Source organism: Stenotrophomonas maltophilia group sp. msm1 (assembly GCF_032025805.1).
Taxonomy (GTDB): domain Bacteria; phylum Pseudomonadota; class Gammaproteobacteria; order Xanthomonadales; family Xanthomonadaceae; genus Stenotrophomonas; species Stenotrophomonas hibiscicola.
This window is the reverse complement of sequence record NZ_JAVSKH010000001.1, coordinates 393,522-413,971: the sequence shown is the minus strand read 5'-3', so window position 1 is coordinate 413,971 and position 20,450 is coordinate 393,522. Positions and strand designations below refer to the sequence as shown.

The following is a 20,450-nucleotide window of genomic DNA, read 5'->3' as shown; positions in this document are numbered from 1 at the left end:
GGCATGGATTGCAGTGGTTGAGCGGCTTGTAGCATTGGCCAAAGAGAAGGGGCTTGTGCCGCTGGCAAGCGCGGTGGCACATGGCAGCGTCGCGGCAACGGCCTAACTCCTCTGGTGCGATGCAGACCCACACGCGGGAAATGAGCTTGATCGGACACCACTGGAAATGATGTGCCAGGACCCGAGGTTTGATGATGTGGTGCGTAGGTTCGACGCCGCAGATGGAACCTGCTGATGGAATTTTCTGAAAAGAGGTTCTACCGATGCGCCTGATGACCTCCATCTGCCCAGTTTGTGGCACTAGCGGGCAGCGCTTTCCGCTGCGATTTGCTCGAAAGCGTCAAGCGAAGATGTCCTGCCGAGGGTGTCGCGTCGAGCTTCGTTCAGATCCGCGGTTGGGCACGTACTGCTCTATCTTCTGTACACACAGGTCATCATCCTGGTGTCGGCATTGCCGCTGATCGGAGCCAGTGTCGCGGGTGAATGGGCGCGGCTGGGAATGATCTGTGTGGTGGTGCTGGTGCTGCTGGTTGCCCGGCGCGATCAGGCACGCGCGAAGCCAGATCGTCCGTGCCACGCTGGATCCCAATCGCAGCTATGCGCGCAGGCCGGGTGTTTCGAGTAAGAACGTGGCTGCAGCGCCTGCACAGGGCAGTGATACCCCGAGTGCCAGTCCATGATCCTGCTGATCACTCCCTTCCTGACCGCAGGCTTGGCCGCGTGCGCATCGCACTCGGCAGGTGCTGTACGTTCTCCGCACGCCCCGATCACGTACCTCGGTGCTGCCGCTGTGAAGGATATGACGCTCGGCCGGTTTCAGATTAGCTCGAAGAAGCACGGCAGCTACAGTTGCCACTCGCAAGTGTGGACCGTCTCCTGCACGCGCGCGGCAACGACAGAGATTCGGGGTGCGGATGAGAGGGGCTGGCGTCTCTTCAATGCGGTCCTGGAAGAAGTCGAACCGTCCGCTGCTCGCCTGGTAGTGGCACCCGACAAGGTGGGCAACTTTCTGTATCAAGGCGAGGGGCCTCATGGCCGGTGCGGTGCGCGAAGGGCAGACGCTGTCGATCGTCGTGCGCGATCTTCAGGGCTGCGAGCATCGCTCGTTGCCCTTCGTTCCAGAGCCGGATTGACGGGCAAGTGCAATTAGCTGGTGATGCGGCGGACCGCGCAGTTCCAGGCACCGGCAACGTCCACCGCGGGCTGGCAGCGTGCAGGCAACACAGGGGAAGATGGCGCGCCCGGAGGGATTCGAACCCCCGACCAATGGCTTCGGAAGCCACTACTCTATCCGGCTGAGCTACGGGCGCGTTGTAGAACCGCCGCGCCGTCGGCCAGTTCCGGGGCGGGCATCGCAGCGCCCTGAGGCGGTGCGGGACGGGCATTCTATCCAGTTTCGCCGAACAAATCTCCCCCCACGGGCAAAGCCCTGCCGGAGGCGCAGGAGTATCCTATCGCCATGGCTGATACCCCCCTCACTTCGCCGCAGTCGCCGGCGACGCCGCGTTGGCGGCATTACTGGAGTCTGATGCGCGCTGATCGCCCGATCGGCACGTTGCTGCTGCTGTGGCCCACGTGGTGGGCGTTATGGCTGGCTGCCGGCGGCCTGCCGCCGCTGTGGACCCTGTTCGTGTTCACCGCCGGCGTGTGGCTGACCCGCTCGGCCGGTTGCGTCATCAACGACTACGCCGACCGCTGGCTCGACCCGCACGTGGAGCGCACCAAGGCGCGCCCGCTGGCCACCGGTGCGATCAGTGGCCGTGCCGCGCTGGCGCTGTTTGCGGTGCTGATGCTGGTGGCATTTGGCCTGGTGCTGACGATGAACGGGCTGACCATCGGCCTGAGCTTCATCGGCGTGTTCCTGGCCGCCAGCTACCCCTACCTGAAGCGCTACACCCATCTGCCACAGGTCTACCTGGGAATGTCCTTCGGCTGGGGCATCCCGATGGCGTTCGCCGCCGTGCAGGGCGAGGTGCCGATGCTGGGCTGGCTGCTGTATGCCGGCAACATCCTGTGGTCCACCGCCTACGACACCTGGTACGCCATGGTCGACCGCGAGGACGACCTGAAGATGGGCTCGCACTCCACCGCGATTCTGTTCGGTGATCTCGATCTGGTCATCCAGGGCGTGCTCTACGCGCTGTTCCTGGCCACCATGGCGCTGGTTGGCGTGCGTGGCGGGCTGGGTGGGTACTACCTGGCCGGTGTGGCCGTGGCCACGGTGCTGGTGGTGTACGAGTTCTGGATCTGCCGCAACCGCGAACGCGGTCCGTGCTTCAAGGCGTTCCTGCACAACAACTGGGTGGGTGCCGCGCTGTTTGCCGGCATCGCCGTGGACCTGGCGCTGCGTTGAGAAGCGCAGCCGAGCGTGGGCTCGGCTCTACAGCTGACAGTGCTTCCGTAGCGCCCGAGCCCATGCTCGGGCGGCGGCGCACAGCGCCGGGCCTTCCGCCACCTACGACCAATAGGTGGCTGACAGCCTGCACCCCACCGCCCAGAATCGAAGCATCGAACCTGGGAGGGTAGGCGATGGCCTCGAAGGCAGCAGTACAGGATGGCTGGATGGCGCGCGCAGCGCTGCGCTCGGCCGCCTGGGCGGAAAAGTGGTTCCCCGACGCGTATGTGTTCGCGGTGCTGGGCGTGGTCATCGTCGCGCTGGCCGCGATGGGCTTCGGCTCGACCCCGCAGGCCACCGCCGGCGCCTTCGGTGACGGCTTCTGGAGCCTGATTCCCTTCACCATGCAGATGGCCTTCGTGGTCATCGGTGGCTACGCCGTGGCCACCGCGCCGGTGGTCGCGCGCTTCATCGACTTCCTGGCCCGGGTGCCGCGCACCGGGCGTGGTGCGGTGGTGTACGTGGGCCTGGTCAGCATGCTGGCCTCGCTGCTCAGCTGGGGCTTTTCACTGGTGTTCGGTGGCCTGCTGGTGCGCGCGCTGGCACGCCGCACCGAACTGCGCATGGACTATCGCGCCGCCGGCGCCTCGGCCTACCTCGGCCTGGGGGCGGTGTGGGCGATGGGGCTGAGTTCGTCGGCCGCACAGCTGCAGGCCAACCCGGCCAGCATGCCGCCGGGCCTGGTGGAGATTACCGGCGTCCTGCCGTTTACCGAAACCATTTTCCTGTGGCAGTCGATCGCGCTGACTGCGGTTCTGATTCTGGTCTCGCTGCTGATCGCCTGGTTGACCGCACCGGCCGCAGGCAGCGCTCGCACCGCCGAAGACTTCCCCGGCGCCGCGCAGGCCGAGCCGGAGCCGCTGCAGCGGCGCACGCGCCCGGGCGAATGGCTGGAGTACAGCCCGCTGCTGACCGTGCTGCTCTCGTTGCTGGCGTTCGGATGGCTGTTCAACGAGTTCGCCAACAAGCCGGTGGTCACCGCCATCGCCAACCTCAACACCTACAACTTCCTGTTCATTTCGCTGGGCCTGCTGCTGCACTGGCGCCCGCGCAGCTTCCTCAACGCGGTGGCCAAGGCGGTGCCGAGCACCACCGGCGTACTGATCCAGTTCCCGCTGTACGGCGGTATCGCGATGATCCTCACCCACGCCGCCGGCGGTGACGGGCAGACCTTGGCGCACCGGCTGTCGAGCCTGTTCGTGCACGTGGCCAGCACCGATTCGTTCGCGCTGGTGATGGGCGTCTATTCGGCGGTGCTGGGCTTCTTCGTGCCGTCTGGTGGCGGCAAGTGGATCATCGAGGCGCCCTACGTGATGCAGGCCGCCAACGAACTGAAGGCGCACCTGGGCTGGGCCGTGCAGGTCTACAACGCGGCCGAAGCGCTGCCGAACCTGATCAACCCGTTCTGGATGCTGCCGCTGCTGGGCGTGCTGGGCCTGAAGGCACGCGACATCGTGGGCTTCACCTTCATCCAGCTGCTGGTGCATATCCCGCTGGTGCTGGGCCTGCTGTGGCTGCTGGGGATGACGCTGGCGTACGTGCCGCCGGTGATGCCATGAATGCAGCGTTGGCTTCCCTGTGTGAGCCGGGAAAGCCAGCCTCGTTCAGCGCGTGTCTCCGGCTGCGAGCGCCATGAATGCGTGCAACGCCGATGACGGCATGAGCACATGCCGAACCTGCATGAATCCTTCAGGCGCTTGTGCCGCAAGAGGTTCCGCGCGTTCATTCACAGGCGTACACACGAATGTAGCCGGCCACCCACGTGTGATTAACCAATCGCTGCAGACGATGGTCCCGTCCACCGCATTCCGCGCGTGGCTTTGGAGATCGGACATGGCACAGCAGAACCAGAACCCGAACCAGAAGCAGCAGGGCCAGCAGAACCAGCAGGATCAGCAGCAGGGGCGCGGCCGCGACCAGCAGCAGCAACAGCAGCAGGAACAGCAGCAGCGCAACCAGCGCAACCAGCAGCAGGGTGGGCAGGACGAGGAAGAGTGACTTCGATGCCCCAGCCTGGGCAACCCGCGAAGCCCCGCCCTGTGCGGGGCTTCGCTTATTCCAGCACGCCGATACGCTGCAGCACCGGCGCCGCCGACATGTCATTGGGATTGGTGCCGGGCTGGTCCTGCGGCACGTCCATGCCCATGCCGCGGTACAGATCCACCCAGTGCCGGGCGATCTGCCCGGTCTGCGGGTTGCGGAAGTTCATCGGCTGCAACGCGAACACATGGTGCGCACGGAATGCGCGCTCGATGAAGTCCGAGCAGTAGTAGCTGTCCTCGTTCAACACGTATGACGTGTTGTACGGTTTGCCCAGCATCGTGCGTGCGGTCGCGATCGCATCCTTGATGGCGGCCTGCTGCGGTGCCTGCAGGCGATAGACCACGATCTGCCGCTGCCTGGCGCGGGCGTCCTGGCGGAACTCGACCAGGGATTGCCGGCGCGATCCCTTCTCGTCGGCATGCAGTACCTCCCACCCCTGCGACGCCAAGGCGACAAGGGCCACGTGGTCGAAGCTGGGGCCGTGCTGCTTGCCGGTGGCATCGTCGATGGCCGCGCTGAGGCCGCTGCGGCCGGCGGTGACGAACAGCAGGTCGCCTTCCCGGACCTCCAGTGCGGCCACAACACCAGGCCACAGCGTTGGCGCCAGCAGGGAGAGGGCAAGCAGGAATGCGCGCATGGGGGCCAGGGTCGAAGCGTGTGCGGCGTAGTCTAACGGCTGCTGCGATGACGTTGATTTCAGCCCAAGTGTGATATGAGTCTCAATTCAGCATGTCGGGATATTCCTGACAGCGGATGTTGAAACTGAATCGACAGAGGCATGGCTATCCTTGCCTCCCTACCGCGCCGGAACCGCGCGCGACCGCCCGGAATCAGGAGGATCCCTTGAACCAGCTCCGCCCCGTTGCCCTGCTTGCGCTTGCCCTGGGGCTTGCGCTGTCGGGCTGCAAGCCTGCGCCCCAGGCTGCCATCACTGACGCCGCCGCACCGGCTCCGAGCAGCACGGCCGCCGCCACGACGCCGGCCACGCCGGTTGCCGCGGCCCCGGCAGACGCGTCTGCCAGCTGCCCCCATCCGGTCTTCGACGACTTCCTCAAGCATTTCGGCAACGAGATCGCGCTGCAGGAAACGTCCACTGCCGATCCGCTGCTGGACAGCCACATCGATGGCGACGCCGAGCCGGAGCCACGCAAGGTGGAGGAGAAGGTGCCGCTTGCCAAGGTCGAATGGCCGGTGATGCCGGACCCGGCCACGCTGCAACGCCAGGGCCGCGAGATGCAGGTCACCCGCCTGCCCGACGGCCAGGTACAGGTGCAGATGCGCACCCCCGATACCAGCGACCAGCAGATCTACACCTTTGCCCAGAAGCCGTGCTGGCAACTGGTCAAGCGTGAGGACGAATCGATCTGACCCCTAAGCGACCGCCTGCGGGCGGTCGTGTGATTCACCCAAGGAGCACCGCATGCGTCTGTCTCCCGTTGCCCCCGTGCTGGCCCTGATGCTTGCTGCCTGCAGCGGCCCTGAGGCGGCTGCACCGGCGGCGGCCCCCGCTTCTACTGACCCGGCAGCGTCGCCGGCCGCACCAGCGGCTGCCGTTGCGGACCTTCCCACCTCTCTTACGCGCGACGAGACCGGCATGCATATCGATTGCCAAGGCACCCGCCTGCACCTGGCGGCCCAGCCCACCCAAGACACGGACGCTTCCCGGCTGACCACGCTGGAAATCGAAAAGGACGGCGCACGCCAGGCCATTGCTGCGCCCAAGGAGATGGACGGCTATACCGCCGTTGGCCTGGCCTGCGTGCAGGACCGCAGCGGTACGCCGTACTTCGTCGTGCAGTACGGTGAACTGCCGTTCGGCTGCAGCTTCTGCGAGTGGTACTACCTGTACGACGCCAGTGGCCGCCAGTTGACCCACAGCACACCCCCGCTGCGCGGCGCGGAAGGCGAGGAGCAGGAGCCCAACAACGACGAGTACGAGACGTTGATCGACTCGCTCGGCATCAAGCACCCGGAGGTGAACTACATCGAAGACTGAGCGCAGCGGCAGGACGTCGCACGCGCGCTGTGAACGCAGCACCGCAGTACCGCAGTACCAGAAGTACCAGGAGCAGTACCCCTTAAGGAAATCCCCTTTTTCATAGAATGGATAGCACAGACATGGCAGACATCTACCAGGACATGGTCCAGCCCCGCGGGGCGGCCTACAGCAGTGACCGCATCAAACCGTGGAGCCACTACCGGGAGCCGATCGACCAGAGCGACGGCCGCCTGCATGGCAATTCCCGCCGGTGGGGCGATGCGACCCCGGAAGTACAGTCACGGGTGATCGACACGATCATCGAGTCGGCGCGCGAGAAGGGCCTGACCCCGCGCGAAACCGCGCACGTGCTGGCCATCGCCCGCGTTGAATCGGGCTTCAACCCCGATGCCGCCGCTGGCACCACCTCGGCCTCGGGCCTGGGCCAGTTCATCGACAAGACCGGCAACCACTACCACCTCAACAGCCGCAACCGCTTCGACGTCGGCGCACAGTCCGACGCACTGGTTGACCATTACATCGATAACCGCACGCTGGCGCACAAGCGCGGCCAGGGTGAGGAGTACATCTACAAGTACCACCACGACGGCCCGACCCGCGATTACGGCGGCCTCACCCTGTCTGAAAAGAAGGTGATGCCGTACGTGGACAAGTACGAGCGGTTCGTGGAGCAGCGCCTGGGCCTGACCCACGGCCAGTCCCATGGCAGCCACGCGGCCCCCGCCGCAGCTGCGGCCACCCACGCGCAGGCCAAGCCGGCAGCGGCGCATGCCGAAGGCCAGACCCGCACCTTCGAGCAGACGATGCAGGTGATGCTGCCCCCGCAGAACGGGGTCAAGCCGCACGTTACCGGTGAGTTCGGCGAACACCGCGCGCACAAGCCGCACGGTGGCACCGACTTCAACTATGTCGGCGGCCAGCACGGCCGTAATCTGCAGCACCCGACCGTCCACGCGCCGATCTCCGGAACGGTGACGTTCGTCGGTGGCGACTACGGCACGGTGAAGATCAGGGATGCACAGGGCAACTCGCACGAGATCCTGCACCTGCACTCGACCCAGGTGAAGGAAGGCCAGCCGATCAAGGCGGGCGAGCCGATCGGCACCATGGGCGGGCGTGGCCCGGGCGGTGCGGGGCAGTATGCCCAGCACGTGCATTACCAGTTGAAGGATCCGCACGGCAAGCTGCTCAGCCCGCAGGACTTCTGGGACCACGGCAAGCTGAAGGAAACCGGCAAGGGTGGCCATTCGCATGACGCCGACCACAACGGTGTGCTGCGCCAGGGGGCCAAGGGCGAGGAAGTGACTGCGCTGCAGAAGGAACTCAACCGCCTGGGCGTGCGCGACGGCCAAGGCAATCCGCTGAGCGAGGATGGCAAGTTCGGTGCCAATACCAGGGACGCACTGATCGCCTACCAGAAGCAGCACGGGCTCACCGCCGATGGCGTGGCGGGTCCGGCGACGCTGGGCAAGCTGGCCGAAGGCCGCAGCCACGCCGAGGCGGCGCCGAAGGGGCCGCAACTGGGCGACAAGGCGCATCCGGATACGCCGCTGCACAATGCGATCCGTGGCCACATGCCGGGCATGATCTGCAACGAGATGAGCGCGCATGTGACCGCCCAGGCCAAGGCCGCCGGCATCGATTCACCGGAGAAGCTGCAGGGCGTCACCGTGCAGGATGGCAAGGCCTTCGTCATCGGCACCGTTCCCGGCTTTCGTACTGCGGTGGACATGACCCAGACGGCACCGAGCCTGCAGGAGACCAGCGCTGCAATGCTGGCCAAGCATGAGCCTTCGCAGCAACACGTGCAGGACGAGCAGCAGCGCGTGGCCATGGGCCGTTGACCGCTGCGTGTGAAGAGGTGTGTGGTAAAGGAGGCCGGCCGGGGTAATCCGGCCGGCTTTTCCGTTCATGGGGCAAGGACATACACGGATGCCGTTTCGCATGATGCACAGCACGCCGCCATTGCAAAGCATGGCGTCCACATGAGCCGGATGCTGCGGTGGCGCAACGCATGGCAGCGGGTAGGGCTGGCACTGCTGCTCTGCCTGTTGCCGCTGCCAGTGCTGGCGGCGGCCTCGATCCCGGCACTGGATGATCCGGTGGTGGACACCGCCAACGCGCTGTCCGCCAGCACCCGCGCCACGCTGCGCGAGCAGGCATTGCAGCTGCAGGCACGCAAAGGCGCGCAACTGCAGGTGCTGGTGGTGCCCAGTGTTGGCGATGACGGCATCGAAGCCTATGCACAGCGCGTCTTCGAACAGTGGCAGCTGGGCCGCGCCGGTGTCGATGACGGGGTGTTGCTGCTGGTGGCAGTGCAGGACAGGCGCGTACGCATCCAGACCGGCTATGGCCTGGAAGGCACCATTCCCGATGCCTATGCCGCGCGCATCATCGACAAGGCGATCGTGCCGCGCCTGCGTGAGGGAGACCTGGACCAGGGCCTGCTGGACGGCAGCAAGGTGCTGGTGGCGTTGATCGATGGCGAGCCGCTGCCGCCCCAGGAAGATTCATCCGCACGCAACCTGTTGCCAGCGGATTGGCGCACAGGGGATTCGGTCGTTGCCCTGACGTTGCTGGTGGGGTTCCTGGCCGGTCTGTGGCGATCACCGCCGCGCCTGCTGGCCACCAGGACCGAGGCCGAGTTCAGCTTTAAACGCCGTGAGCGGCGGCGCAAGGCATTGGCAGCCAATGCGGCAATGCCCAGGCCGAATTGGCCGACATTGCCTGCCTGGGGTAGACCGCTGCTGGTAACGGCAGTGATGGCCGCTGGGTTGGTTTCGGCGACGCTGCTGCTGCCGCGGCATGTGCTGCCTGCGCTGTTCTTCGTGCTGTTACCTGCTGTACCGGTGGCGGCGCTGCTGGGATGGTGCTGGCGTCGCAGCCGTGGTGTGCGCATCGTGCTGTGCGGCATGTTGGCCGTCAGTATCGGTTTCTTCGCGGTGATGCTGGTCCGTGGCCAGTTGCCGCCCAGCCTTGCCCTGCACACGTTGCTGAACCTGGCGGTCGCCCTTGCCGCCATGCTGGTGTTCTTCCTGGTGCAGGCCGGCCGCGCGCGCTGGCGCAGGAACCGCAACAGCTTCGCCGTGCGGCTGGTGGTACTGGTGCTGTTGACCGGCGCCTATGCGCTGGGCGCGCTGCTGGCCATCGACCGGGCCAGCGACGAGAACGCACGCGTGTTGGCGATGATCGTGTCCAGCGTAGGCACGCTGTTCCTGTACTTCATCTGGCTGTTCACCCTGCTGCCCGGCGAAAAAGCACGCAGCGGACGAAGGTCGTCCCAAGGCTACCGTTCCTCGTCCAGCACCTCGTCGTCAAGTTCGTCCTCGAGCAGTTCCGGCGGCTGGTCCGGTGGTGGTGGTCGCAGCGGCGGCGGCGGCGCTTCGGGCAGCTGGTAGCTCAGGCCGCCCACACCCGCCAGCCCAGCGCGGCATCGCGCAGTTCGCCGCTACCGTTCACATCACCCACCTGCAGCTGCACGCCCTGGGCACGGGGCAGGTCTTTCTGCTCGGGGAACCAGCGCCGGTCCGCAGCAACCACGATCAGCAGGCCTTCGTCGTCGCCCATCGGCGCGAACTGCGGCGACGGCGGGCTGATCGGCTGCAGGCCGAAGCGCTGGCTGGACTGTTCGCGCACCGCATCGACATCGTGGCTGGGTAGGCCAACCTCGCTCAGGCAGGTCAGCTCGCTGCCATGGAAGGCGCCTGCGCGCGTGCTGACTGGCAGACGGCGCCGGCCGATCAACTCGAGGATCAGGCCATCAGGACCGGTGAAGTACACCGACTGCGACTGCCAGCTGCTCTCCAGCGCAAAGTAATCCAGGCCCTCAGGATTACGTTGCAGCGGGGCCCGTTCGCGCAACCAGGCCATCGCCTCGCCGAAGCGGTTGTCCGGTACGTTGAAGGCCAGGTGCACGCCACCGACGGGGTAATCACCCGCCGGCTGCAGTTCGATGGTGCTCCAGCCGATGTGCACATGGTTGCTGACCACGCGCTGCTGCAGCACATCATGGAAATACGCGGCCACGGAAGCGACGTCGGATACCGGCAGGGTGAGGTGCAGCAGGCGCATGATCGATTCTCCGTGGACGCGCCCACTGTAGCGCCGGGCCACGCCCGGCGGCCACTAGCGCAGTGAATGGTCGAAGAACCGCACTGCTGCGTCCACTGTCTGCGCGTGGGTCTTTGCCTTTGGCACTGACGTGCTGCAGAGGTCCTGCAGCCGCTGCTGCCCGGTCGGGGTGCATGCGGCGAGGAAATCGTAATGGCCGACACCTGGCAGCAGCTGCAGTGCAGCGCCCGCAATCACTGCACGCGCGGCCGCGCCATTGGTCTGTGGCGGCGCAACCGTGTCAGCCTCGCCAAGCACAATCGACACGGGCAGCCGCAACGAGGACAGCTGCTCGGGCGCGAAGGCCTGGATGATCGCCGGTGCCAGCAGGAACACCGCGCGCACGCCGGGAATGGCGCGTGCGTCGTTGGCGTGGGACATCCACGGCGACAGCTCGGCCGACGCCGCAGCGGCAACACGCGCCTCCATCGTGTGCGTTGCCGCTTCCTGTTGAGGCCGGCAGACGCCGTCATCCGGATGCGCCGTGCAGAACGCCAGCAGTCGCTGCAGGTCCGGTTGCGCCCCAGCCGCCAACAGCGCGGTGTAGCCACCGGCCGAGAAACCGGCAACACCCAGGCGTTCAGGATCGACGTGCGGGCCCAGCACTGGATCGGCCTGCACGGCCGCCAGTGCCGCGCGCAGATCATCCGCGCGCAGCCAGGTCAACATGCTGCCATGGAGGGTCATCTGGTCGGCACCATTGTTGCCGGGATGATCGACTGCGATCACCAGATAACCTTTCCGTGCCAGCGCGGTGCCCAGCCAGCCCATCATGCGCGCGCTGCCGCCGTTGCCATGCGACAGCAGCAGTGTCGGCAGGCGAGCGCCTGCGGGCGGCGCATCCATCGCCGAGCGACCAACATCGAACAGGGGCGTGCCAGGCGGCCCGATGGTCACCTCGACTTCGCTGCTATCGGCCGGTGCCGGATACCACACCGTGTAGCGCAGGGTGTTGCGGTGCTGCGCATCGCGCACGGCGGCACTGGCCACCGTCGTGGTGCCATGGCGCTCGCCGGCTTTCCAGGTGTCGCCTGCGTGGGCGGAGAGCGCCGCTGCCATCAGCAGCAGCCCGACAATTGTGATGTTCACGCGCATCTTCAGCTCCATGTCAGCAGGGACCTTCGTCTACCGGCAGCCAGATCTCCACGCCGCCGTTGCCAGTGTGCTCGTTGAACCGGGCATCGTAGCGCTCCAGGTCCGGCGCGTCGGCCAGGCTGAGGCCGGCGCTGGGCAGGTAGTGATCCAGCAACCAGAACCAGGTCGAGCGGATGGCCGAGATGTGCCCGCCGTGCCAGGCCACCAAGTAGCGTCGTGCGGGCACATCCACGCGCTGCCAGTGCGCGGGTACAGGGCCAAGTGAACCAATCGGCAGCGCGGCGATATAGTCGAAGCCGCCGTCGTCGTCGTTGTTGCAGCACACCCCAAAACTGACCGGGGCCGGCGCCGGCCATTCCCGGTTGAGCTGGGCCCACTGCCCGGGAATGGCACCGCCGCTGTTGCGGGTATGGCGCATGCCGATGCCGGCCAGCTGGAAGGCCGGGGTGTCGAGCAGCTGTGGCGCCTCAGCGCAGGCAGCCGGCGCCTCGTCCACGCGGATCGCCTGCACCAGCGCCAGCCCATCGGTGCCCTGTTCGCGTACCCGTTCCGGTGTCTGCCCGAACTGTTCGCTGAAGGCACGGGTAAACGCGGCATGAGTGGTGTAGCCCGCGCCAATCGCCACCTGCAGGATGTCGCATGCGCCGTTGGCCAGCCGCTGCGCGGCCGTTGTCAAGCGGCGCCCACGCAGGTAACGGACCACCGACGTGCCGGTGCGGGCCTGGAACAGGCGCGACAGATGGAATGGCGACAGTCCCACCGCAGCGGCGATATCGGCCAAGGCCAGCGGCTGCTCCGCATGAGTTTCGATGTACCACACCGCCTTGCCTGCCGCACTCATCCTGTCGTTCCATGAATCCGATGCTGGACACAGTAGCGGATCGGCAGGCGCGGCGTTTAGCAGTTCTTGCGCCTGCGCGGACTCAAGCTGTCGCACTGGCGTCATGCCTCCTTCACAGATCGCGCCGAGACTGCGCGCCTTGTCCAGGCCTGGGATATCCCTGCAGGTGCTGGCCCTGTCGCGTCCTCCCGGAGCCCTGCCGTGCATCGTTCGAAGCTTTCGCGTTCCATCCTCCTCGCCCTTTCCATGGCCAGCGCAGGAGGCGCGATCGCAGCGGAGGCCGATGCGGTCGATGCCGCAGGCGGCAGCCGCGCCGTACCCACCCAGCTCGACGCGATGCTGGTCACCGGTACCCGCGCGTCCAACCGAACCCAGTTCGAAACGCTGGCGCCGGTGGACGTGTTCACCAAGGAAGACATCAGGTCTGTTGAATCCACCGACCTGAAGGACGTGCTGGCGCATCTGGTGCCGTCGTTCGTGGTGCAGCGCCTGCCGATGGCGGACGGCCAGGTGTTCGTGCGTCCGGCTACGCTGCGTGGCCTGTCGCCGGACCAGACCCTGGTGCTGGTCAACGGGCGTCGCTTCCACCGCAGCGCGCTGCTCGGCAACCGTGGTGCACAGGCGGCCGACCTTGCACAGATTCCGACCAGCGCGATCAAGCGCATCGAAGTGCTGCGCGACGGCGCATCGGCGCAGTACGGCTCGGACGCCATCGCCGGTGTCATCAACATCATCCTCGAGGATGGTCCGGGCACCGAGATCACCGCCGGCTATTCGCGGTACGCGCAGGGGGACGGTGCCTCGCGCGACTTCAGTGCGCGCACCGGCTGGTCGCTGGGCGACTATGGCAGCCTGGTGCTGTTCGCTGAGTCGTCCAACTCCGACGCCACCTCGCGCACCCGCCAGCGCCCCGATGCCATCGCCTTCCAGGCGGCCCATCCGGAGCTGGACGTGCCCAACCCGGTGCAGCGCTGGGGCCAGCCGGACCTGGAAAGCCGCCGCGTTGGCTTCAACGTGAAGGCCAACGCCAGCGAGACGCTGGAGCTGTATGCGTTCGGTCTTTACAGCCACAGTGATGGCGTCAGCGATTTCAACTGGCGCAACCCGGACACCACCACCGGTGCCTACCGCACCACGTCGATCTTCCCGGGCTGGAACCTGCGTTCGCTGTACCCGGTGGGCTTCAGCCCGCAGTACGGCAACGACCAGAGCGATCTGCAGCTGGTCGGCGGCCTGCGCGGCGAGATCACACCCAAGCTGCGCTGGGACGTGAGCGCCTCGTATGGCCGCAACGCCATCGACTACAGCCTGAAGAATTCGATCAATGCCTCGCTGGGTCCCGCCAGCCCGACCGCGTTCGATCTCGGCCGCCTGACCCAGACCGAGAAGAACGCCAACGCCGACTTCAACTATGAGTGGGACGTGGCCGCGCTGACCAGGCCGATCAACGTCGCCTTCGGTGGCGAGTTCCGCCAGGAGACCTACCAGGTGCGCGCCGGTGACCCGGCGTCGTACGCGGTGGGTCCGGGCGCGGCTGCAGGCCTGGAGGCCAATTCCAATGGTGCGCCCGGTTTCTCGGCCAGCCAGGCCGGGCAGTGGAGCCAGCGCAGCAAGGCCGCCTATGTGGATATGGAAGTGCCGCTGGGCGAGCGCTGGAGCATCGGTGCGGCCAGCCGCTACGAGGACTTCTCCAGCTTCGGCAGCACGCTGGACGGCAAGCTGTCGGCGCGCTTCGCGATCACGCCGGATGTAGCCCTGCGCGGTACCGTGTCCACCGGCTTCCGTGCGCCGACGCCGGCGCAGCTCAACACCACCAGTACCACCCAGGGCCTGGACACGCGCACGCTGCAGATCTTCACCAGCGGCCGCCTGTCGCCGAACGATCCGCTGGCGCAGCTGCTCGGTGCCAGGCCGTTGAAGCCGGAAGAATCGCGTACCGCCTCGCTGGGCCTGACCTGGCGCACCGACCTGGGCCTGTCCGGTTCGGTGGATGTCTACCAGATCAAGCTCAGCGACCGCTTCAGCCAGTCGGCCAGTTTCGCCATTCCGGCCGGTACGCCCAATCCGCTGGGCTATACCTCGGTGAACTATTTCACCAACGACTTCGATACCACCACCACCGGCGTGGATGTGGTCGGCAACTACCTGCGTGATCTCGGCGCCGGTCGCATGACGTTGACCCTGGCCTACAACTACAACCGCACCCGCGTGGACAATGGCAGCACCTCGGTGGCAACCAATGAGACCCAGCGCGTGCTGTTCGAAGACCGCCTGCCCGAGCACAAGGGCAGCCTGACCGGCAGCTGGGACATCGGCGCCTGGTCGCTGATGGCACGCATGCGCTACTACGGCGCCTGGACCGATTCCAGCGGCAATGCAGTGGGCGATATCTACCAGCGCTTCGGCGCGATGAGCTTCCTCGACCTGGCTGTCGGCTATCGCATCAACGAACATCACAGCCTGCGCGTGGGTGCCGACAACGTGTTCGACCGCTATCCGGACGAAGCCACGTTCCAGGCCAGTCGCGGCCTGGTCTACTCGCGCAACGCGCCGTACGACACCGACGGTGCCAATCTGTACGCGCAGTACCGGCTGAGCTTCTGATGGACCCGGCCCGCCGTTCCCTTCTGCGTGCAGGTACCTTGCTGCCGGCTGCAGCTGCACTGTCTTCACTGCCCGCCACGGCTGCCGCGCGTTACGCTGCACCCATGCAGATTCCCGCAACGACCGTGGCGCCGGACGTGCTGGCCCGCGATGAAAACTACTGGACCGCCGTGGCCAGTCACTTCGACATCACCGACGAAGTGAACCATCTGGAGAACGGCTACTGGGGCGCGATGGGGCTTGAGACGCTGGCCAGTTACCAGCGCCACACCGCTGAAGTGAACCGTGGCAACGCCTGGTACGGCCGCCGTGAATTCCCGGCGCAGTACCTGGCAGTACAGCGGCAGGTGGCCGAACTGCTGGGCGTGGGCGCGGATGAGATCGCACTGACCCGTGGCGCCACCGAGGCGATGCTGGCGCTGATCGGTGGCTACAACCGCCTGCGGCCCGGCGACCGGGTGCTGTACGCCGACATCGACTACGACAGCATGATCGGCGCGATGCGTTGGCTGCAGCAGCGCCGTGGCGTGCAGGTCGAGCGCATCGCGCTGCCGGTGGTGCCCGACCATGTGCAGATCCTGCAGGCCTACGAGGCCGCGTTCGCGCGGCTGCCACGCCTGAAGCTGGTGCTGCTGACCCAGGTCAGCCATCGCCATGGGCTGGTGCTGCCGGTGGCCGAAATCGCCGAGCGCGCACGCGCACGCGATATCGACGTGATCGTCGATGCGGCGCATGGGTTCGGCCAGATCGACTACGCGGTGCCGCAGCTCAAGGCCGACTTCGTCGGCATCAACCTGCACAAGTGGATCGGTGCGCCGGTCGGCGTCGGCGCGATGTATGTGCGCAAGGGCCGCGTTGCGGACCTCGACCCGTACATGGGCGAGACCGACGATGGCCGCGTGGGCAGCCGTGTGCACACCGGCACGGTCAACTTCGCCGCTTACCTGGCGCTGCCAGAAGCGATCGCGCTGCACCAGCGTATCGGCGCGGCCAACAAGCAGGCGCGCCTGCGCTACCTGCGCGAGCGCTGGACGGTGCCGGCGCGGCAGATGGCGCACATCGAAGTGCTGTCTTCACCGGACCCGGCGTTGGCGAGTGCATTGGCCAGTTTCCGCCTGCGCGGGCGCACCAGCGTGGCTGACAACATCGCGCTGCAGAAGCGCCTGTTGGACGAGCATCGCGTGTTCACCACGCATCGTGACGGGTTGGACTCCGGCGCCTGCGTGCGGGTGACGCCGTCGGTGTTCACCCGGCCCGAGCAGATGGATGCGTTGGTGACGGCGCTCTCTGCCCTGGCCTGATCATGAACGGTAGTGCCGGCCGCTGGCCGGCAACCTCATGATCGTCGCCCACGAGCAGCTGCCGGCCAGCGGCCGGCACTACCGATCGGGTGGGTGCCGACCGTTGGTCGGCACATCCCATTCCACGCCTACCGCTCGATCGCCGGCAACGCATCGGACAACAACAACCGGTCAATCCGCCGCAACGCACTCTCCAGCTGCCGTCGGTCCGCCGCCAGCCCCAGCGACAACCGCACGCCGTACTGGAGCGAGACCCCCGGCGGACAGAACGCCGATGACGGCGCAATCGCCAGCCCCTGCAGCTGTGCGGTACGCACCAGCGTGGCGTCGGTCCAGGGTGCCGGTATCCGGCACCAGGCATGCAGGCCCTCCGCGCGCTGCAGCAGCGACGGCGCGAGCAGGTAACGTGCCATGCGCATGCGCTCGCGTGCCTCGGCGCGTACCTGGGCCAGCAGTGACTGCGCCGAACCATCCAGCAGCAGTTGGCTGGCCAATGCCGAGACCAGCGGATGGCCCATCAGCCGCGTCGCCCGCAACGCAGCCGTCATCGCCTCGGCGTGCGCAGCGCTCGGGCACTGCACGAACGCGGTGCGCAGGCCAGGGCTGATCACCTTCGACAGCGTCGCCACATAGAACACATGGCGCGGTGCCAGCGTTGCCAGGGGTATCGGTGCATCTTCGGCAAGGTGCCAGTACGGATCATCCTCGATCGCCAGCAGGCCTTCGCTCTCCAGTACACGCGCCAGCGCCTCGCGCCGCTGCAGCGGCAGGGTCAGCGCGGTCGGGTTCTGGCAGGTGGGATTGAGATAGACCAGGCGCGCGCCGCTTTCGCGCGCCTGCCGCAGCAGCGCTTCAGGGCACATGCCGTGTTCGTCGCTGTCCACCGGCATCAGCCGACGCCCCAGCGCCGCTGCGGCCTGCAACAGGCCCGGATAGACCAGCGCATCGCACAGGATCGTATCGCCATCGCGGCCCTGGCTGACCAGGATCGCGGCCAATGCCACCTGCGCGCCTTCGGTCAGCAGCAGGCAGTCGTCATCCACGGCGCCCAGCATCGGCTGCAGCCAACGCGCCGCAGCATAGCGATCAGTGGGGTTGCCGCCACCCAGGTGATACGTCATCAGGTTCGGCGCGTTGCTGCGTGCAAGCACGGCGGCGGCACCGCGGCGCAGTGTCTCGGCCAGCGCATCGGCATCGGGCACCGGCGGCACGTTCATGCTCAGGTCCACCACCTGGTCGAAGCCGGCCTTGGGCGGTGCGATGAAGCTGCCCTGTGGTCCGCGTGCTTCGATCAGGCCACGCTTGCGTGCTTCATCGAAGGCGCGGGTGACCGTGGTCAGGTCGATGCCCAGCTGCTGTGCCAACGCGCGCTGCGAGGGCAGGCGCTGTCCGGGTGCGAGGCCGCCACGGCGCACCGTGCGTTCCAGCGAATTGACGATGCGCAGGTAGATCGGACCGCTGTGCGCGAGCACGTCCTGCACCCACTCGCGCGCTGCGACATCCGGTCGCGGCATGTACGGAGCATGTCGGGGCGTATCGTTGCTTCCAACGGCGGGAGCCTGTCCATAACCATCGGTCGGTTCGGACAGGTGACCGCCGTTGTTGTTTACGGCGGTCGCGCCACCCAGAGCCAGTGATGTCATTGCGCGTCCTCAGCGCTTGGCCTGCCAGGGGCAGTAGCAGCCCACGGCAAGCAGTCCCTTGGGGCGCACGGTTTCGCCGCGCACCAGTCTGTCCAGCAGCGGTTCGACGAAGCTGTTGGCCGAGTTGCAGACCATGCCGATGCTGTACGGGCCGGCATACGCCAGATGGCCGTGCCGGTCCCAGATCGCCACGGCAGGGCTGGCCGGGATGAGCTCGATGCCGTCGACGGTCGGCAGGTTGATCACCTTGTTGCGCAGCGGCTCGGGCAGCGCGCCCTGCGTGCCAGGGCGGCGGATCGCGTAGAAGTCGATGCCGGCACGGCGGTACATGCTGATCAGGTAGCTCAGGTGCGCACCGGTCTCGCGGTTGCACACGCCGCAGGCCGGGTCCCAGAAATGCACCACGCGGATGCGGCCGGTATCTCCGGCCAGATCGGCCGGCAGGCGCAGCTGCGAGTCGTCGAAGACGATGGCCTGTTCGGTGAACGTGGACTGCGCGCTGTAACCGAAGTACTGCCACAGTGCAGCCGCCACGCCGGCCATGAACAGGCAGGCGAGGGCGATCATCGTCGGCAGCAGCCAGCGGCGGCGCGGCGCGGCTGCGCCCATCAGGAGTCTTCCCGGCCGAACTTGTGCACGTACTGCTTGCGCATCTCGCGGCAGGAATCGGCCTGCGCGCGGCGCTGGATCTCGCTACGCGACGGATCCTCGCTGCGCTGCACGCACTGCTCGATGGCGTGGCGTTCGGCGGCCTGTACGTCCACGGTCTGTGGCTGCAGGCAGACCCAGGCCAGCGCGGCCAGCATCAGCACCACAAAGCCACCGCAACCGGCCATCACCAGGTGGAACTTCAGTTTCTCGGCGCGCATCGATGCACGTCCCTTCATCCATACATTGCATACAAAATATCATTTTGTATGGATTGGGCGCCATGCGTTCGGTTCAACGTTCGGTTCAGACAATGGCGTTGTGCCGGGCCTCGGGAACTTCGGACAGGATCTCGTTCAGCTTGGCCAGCGCCCCGGCCAAAGCGCCCTGGTCGACCGCGCCGCCCAGCGACAGGCGGATTGCGTTGCCCGGCGGCGGCTCTTCCACGCTGAAGGCATCCGAGCTGGCGATGCCCAGGCCCTGTTCCTGCGCGGCCTGGATCAGCCGGTACTGGTCAAGCCGTGGCGGCAGCGGCAGCCACACATGCAGGCCGGCCGGATGGGCCTGGGCGCGGGTGGGCAGATACCGGGCGGCAATGGCCTGGCGCTCGCGCAGCTCCTGCTGGAAGCGCTGCACCATGTCCTGGGCCTGGCCACTGCGGATCCACTGCGAGGCCACCGCCACCATCGACTGGGTCGGCATCAGTGCGATCGCGCGCAGGGCGTCCAGCACTGGCTCCATCGGCTCGCCGGCCGGCACCACCAGGTAAGCGGTGCGCAGGCCCGGGGCCAGGCACTTGGACAGGGTGGAGATGTAGTAGACCGGGCAGCCGGCGTCGCGGTGGGCGGCCAACGGCGGCGCGGCGTCACCAGCCAGCAACCAGTAGGGATCGTCTTCGATCACGGTCAGATCGTGGCGCTTGGCAACCGCCAGCAGGGCCTGCCGACGCTGCGCCGACATCGTCGCCGTGGTCGGATTCTGGATGGTCGGCACCAGGTATAGCAGGCGCGGCCGGCGCAGCTGGCAGGCTTCTTCCAAGGCGTCGGGCAGCATGCCTTCGGCGTCCATTGCCACCGGCACCACGCCCCGCTGCAGCACGCGCGCGGCGGCCAGCAGGCCCGGGTAGGTCAGCTGTTCGGCGGCGATCAGCTCGCCTGGCTGGGTACGGGCCAGGATCAGCGCGCACAGCGCGGTCTGCGCGCCGGGGCAGATCACCACCTGGTCGGCACCGACTGTCCCCAGCATCGGCGCCAGCCACTGCACAGCGGCGGCGCGGTCCTCGCGGGTGCCGGCGCCGACGTGGTAGCTCATCAGTTCGCCCTGGCCCAGCTGCTGGCCCACGTGCTGGAAACCGGCCTCCATGCCCTGTGCGAACGGCGCGCTGCCCAGCAGCGGCGGGATGTTCATGCTCAGGTCCACCGAGGTGCTGCGGTTGCCGGCCGACAGCGCAATGAAGGTGCCGCCGGCGCCCTGCGCATCGAGCAGGCCGGCCTGGCGCAGCTCGGCAAAGGCACGGGTGACCGTGGTCAGGTCCACGCCCACCTGCTGGGCCAGGTCGCGCTGCGGCGGCAGGCGGTCGCCCGGGCGCAGCACGCCGTCATCCACCGCCTCGCGCACCTGCTGGGCAATCTGCAGGTACAGCGGGCCGGCGCCCTCGCGGAAGGGGCGGACCCAGGTGCGATTGGGGTGTTTCAGGCGGCGGCCGGCAGCAGGTGGCGTCATCGGTCAGATTTTTCCATACGTGCAGATGCACAAGTCCATACAATGCTGT

At 67.0% G+C, this 20,450-nt stretch carries 17 protein-coding genes and 1 tRNA gene; 9 read left to right on the top strand and 9 right to left on the bottom strand.

The genetic code is table 11. The annotated features are described in order from the left end of the window. Positions 1-1,233: 1,233 nt before the first annotated feature. Positions 1,234-1,310: transfer RNA gene (locus ROV95_RS01890), tRNA-Arg, on the bottom strand. 149 nt (positions 1,311-1,459) lie between these two features. Between ROV95_RS01890 and ubiA the strand changes: the two genes are divergently transcribed. From ubiA to ROV95_RS01875, 3 genes are all read left to right on the top strand, one after another. Continuing rightward, positions 1,460-2,353, top strand: coding sequence for a 4-hydroxybenzoate octaprenyltransferase (gene ubiA / locus ROV95_RS01885; protein WP_019336794.1), 894 nt, complete (start codon positions 1,460-1,462; stop codon positions 2,351-2,353). A 176-nt stretch (positions 2,354-2,529) separates the two neighbouring features. Then, entirely contained in the window at positions 2,530-3,954 is a 1,425-nt protein-coding gene (locus ROV95_RS01880) for a TIGR00366 family protein (RefSeq protein WP_312542583.1), read from the top strand. Positions 3,955-4,228: 274 nt separating this feature from the next. Next, complete coding sequence (locus ROV95_RS01875) at positions 4,229-4,393, top strand: hypothetical protein (protein WP_005414774.1); 165 nt, start codon at positions 4,229-4,231, stop codon at positions 4,391-4,393. A 55-nt stretch (positions 4,394-4,448) separates the two neighbouring features. Here ROV95_RS01875 and ROV95_RS01870 read toward each other — a convergent pair whose 3' ends face one another. Continuing rightward, on the bottom strand, positions 4,449-5,075 hold the full coding sequence (locus ROV95_RS01870) for a YiiX/YebB-like N1pC/P60 family cysteine hydrolase (RefSeq protein WP_019661619.1): 627 nt from the start codon (positions 5,073-5,075) through the stop codon (positions 4,449-4,451). Between the two features lie 206 nt (positions 5,076-5,281). On the opposite strand from ROV95_RS01870, the gene ROV95_RS01865 reads away from it, so the two are divergent. The 4 genes from ROV95_RS01865 to ROV95_RS01850 all read left to right on the top strand — a co-directional run bounded on the left by ROV95_RS01865 (position 5,282) and on the right by ROV95_RS01850 (position 9,835). Beyond that, positions 5,282-5,806, top strand: a complete 525-nt coding sequence (locus tag ROV95_RS01865) for a hypothetical protein (RefSeq protein ID WP_019661618.1) — start codon at positions 5,282-5,284, stop codon at positions 5,804-5,806. A gap of 52 nt (positions 5,807-5,858) precedes the next feature. Next, the gene (locus ROV95_RS01860) at positions 5,859-6,434 is read left to right on the top strand and encodes a hypothetical protein (protein ID WP_229301578.1); all 576 of its coding nucleotides are present in this window, start codon (positions 5,859-5,861) and stop codon (positions 6,432-6,434) included. A gap of 122 nt (positions 6,435-6,556) precedes the next feature. Then, the gene (locus tag ROV95_RS01855; protein WP_111104538.1) at positions 6,557-8,281 is read left to right on the top strand and encodes a peptidoglycan-binding protein; all 1,725 of its coding nucleotides are present in this window, start codon (positions 6,557-6,559) and stop codon (positions 8,279-8,281) included. Between the two features lie 141 nt (positions 8,282-8,422). Continuing rightward, the gene (locus ROV95_RS01850; protein ID WP_312542571.1) at positions 8,423-9,835 is read left to right on the top strand and encodes a TPM domain-containing protein; all 1,413 of its coding nucleotides are present in this window, start codon (positions 8,423-8,425) and stop codon (positions 9,833-9,835) included. Position 9,836: 1 nt separating this feature from the next. Here the strand turns inward: ROV95_RS01850 and ROV95_RS01845 are convergent, their stop codons facing one another. Genes ROV95_RS01845 through ROV95_RS01835 form a run of 3 tightly spaced genes read right to left on the bottom strand, consistent with a single transcriptional unit; the run spans position 9,837 to position 12,483 of the window. Continuing rightward, entirely contained in the window at positions 9,837-10,508 is a 672-nt protein-coding gene (locus tag ROV95_RS01845) for a VOC family protein (protein ID WP_312542569.1), read from the bottom strand. Positions 10,509-10,562: 54 nt separating this feature from the next. Continuing rightward, on the bottom strand, positions 10,563-11,642 hold the full coding sequence (locus ROV95_RS01840; protein ID WP_312542566.1) for an alpha/beta fold hydrolase: 1,080 nt from the start codon (positions 11,640-11,642) through the stop codon (positions 10,563-10,565). A gap of 13 nt (positions 11,643-11,655) precedes the next feature. Then, positions 11,656-12,483 (bottom strand): AraC family transcriptional regulator, encoded by an 828-nt coding sequence (locus ROV95_RS01835; protein ID WP_021201967.1) that lies wholly within the window; start codon positions 12,481-12,483, stop codon positions 11,656-11,658. Positions 12,484-12,684: 201 nt separating this feature from the next. On the opposite strand from ROV95_RS01835, the gene ROV95_RS01830 reads away from it, so the two are divergent. Both ROV95_RS01830 and ROV95_RS01825 read left to right on the top strand, forming a co-directional pair. Beyond that, positions 12,685-15,087: a TonB-dependent receptor gene (locus ROV95_RS01830; RefSeq protein ID WP_312542564.1), complete on the top strand. Its 2,403-nt coding sequence runs from the start codon at positions 12,685-12,687 to the stop codon at positions 15,085-15,087. After that, a complete protein-coding gene (locus ROV95_RS01825; RefSeq protein ID WP_312542562.1) occupies positions 15,087-16,388 on the top strand; it encodes an aminotransferase class V-fold PLP-dependent enzyme in 1,302 nt (433 codons plus the stop codon). Before ROV95_RS01830 ends, ROV95_RS01825 begins: the two co-directional genes overlap by 1 nt. Positions 16,389-16,516: 128 nt before the next feature. Here ROV95_RS01825 and ROV95_RS01820 read toward each other — a convergent pair whose 3' ends face one another. The 4 genes from ROV95_RS01820 to ROV95_RS01805 all read right to left on the bottom strand — a co-directional run bounded on the left by ROV95_RS01820 (position 16,517) and on the right by ROV95_RS01805 (position 20,401). Further along, on the bottom strand, positions 16,517-18,031 hold the full coding sequence (locus tag ROV95_RS01820; protein ID WP_312542560.1) for a PLP-dependent aminotransferase family protein: 1,515 nt from the start codon (positions 18,029-18,031) through the stop codon (positions 16,517-16,519). 9 nt (positions 18,032-18,040) lie between these two features. Next, on the bottom strand, positions 18,041-18,640 hold the full coding sequence (locus ROV95_RS01815) for a DUF6436 domain-containing protein (protein ID WP_312542558.1): 600 nt from the start codon (positions 18,638-18,640) through the stop codon (positions 18,041-18,043). Continuing rightward, on the bottom strand, positions 18,640-18,918 hold the full coding sequence (locus ROV95_RS01810; RefSeq protein WP_005414763.1) for a hypothetical protein: 279 nt from the start codon (positions 18,916-18,918) through the stop codon (positions 18,640-18,642). Before ROV95_RS01810 ends, ROV95_RS01815 begins: the two co-directional genes overlap by 1 nt. Before the next feature lie 67 nt (positions 18,919-18,985). After that, a complete protein-coding gene (locus ROV95_RS01805; protein WP_312542556.1) occupies positions 18,986-20,401 on the bottom strand; it encodes a PLP-dependent aminotransferase family protein in 1,416 nt (471 codons plus the stop codon). Positions 20,402-20,450: the final 49 nt, after the last annotated feature.

Bases quoted from the DNA above. Each gene is read 5' to 3' on its own strand.
- ROV95_RS01815 (WP_312542558.1), bottom strand. From the start codon at position 18,640: ATGGGCGCAGCCGCGCCGCGCCGCCGCTGGCTGCTGCCGACGATGATC.
- ROV95_RS01845 (WP_312542569.1), bottom strand. From the start codon at position 10,508: ATGCGCCTGCTGCACCTCACCCTGCCGGTATCCGACGTCGCTTCCGTG.
- ROV95_RS01880 (WP_312542583.1), top strand. From the start codon at position 2,530: ATGGCCTCGAAGGCAGCAGTACAGGATGGCTGGATGGCGCGCGCAGCG.
- ubiA (WP_019336794.1), top strand. From the start codon at position 1,460: ATGGCTGATACCCCCCTCACTTCGCCGCAGTCGCCGGCGACGCCGCGT.
- ROV95_RS01825 (WP_312542562.1), top strand. From the start codon at position 15,087: ATGGACCCGGCCCGCCGTTCCCTTCTGCGTGCAGGTACCTTGCTGCCG.
- ROV95_RS01835 (WP_021201967.1), bottom strand. From the start codon at position 12,483: ATGAGTGCGGCAGGCAAGGCGGTGTGGTACATCGAAACTCATGCGGAG.
- ROV95_RS01870 (WP_019661619.1), bottom strand. From the start codon at position 5,075: ATGCGCGCATTCCTGCTTGCCCTCTCCCTGCTGGCGCCAACGCTGTGG.
- ROV95_RS01860 (WP_229301578.1), top strand. From the start codon at position 5,859: ATGCGTCTGTCTCCCGTTGCCCCCGTGCTGGCCCTGATGCTTGCTGCC.
- ROV95_RS01820 (WP_312542560.1), bottom strand. From the start codon at position 18,031: ATGACATCACTGGCTCTGGGTGGCGCGACCGCCGTAAACAACAACGGC.
- ROV95_RS01810 (WP_005414763.1), bottom strand. From the start codon at position 18,918: ATGAAGGGACGTGCATCGATGCGCGCCGAGAAACTGAAGTTCCACCTG.
- ROV95_RS01805 (WP_312542556.1), bottom strand. From the start codon at position 20,401: ATGACGCCACCTGCTGCCGGCCGCCGCCTGAAACACCCCAATCGCACC.
- ROV95_RS01840 (WP_312542566.1), bottom strand. From the start codon at position 11,642: ATGCGCGTGAACATCACAATTGTCGGGCTGCTGCTGATGGCAGCGGCG.
- ROV95_RS01875 (WP_005414774.1), top strand. From the start codon at position 4,229: ATGGCACAGCAGAACCAGAACCCGAACCAGAAGCAGCAGGGCCAGCAG.
- ROV95_RS01850 (WP_312542571.1), top strand. From the start codon at position 8,423: ATGAGCCGGATGCTGCGGTGGCGCAACGCATGGCAGCGGGTAGGGCTG.
- ROV95_RS01855 (WP_111104538.1), top strand. From the start codon at position 6,557: ATGGCAGACATCTACCAGGACATGGTCCAGCCCCGCGGGGCGGCCTAC.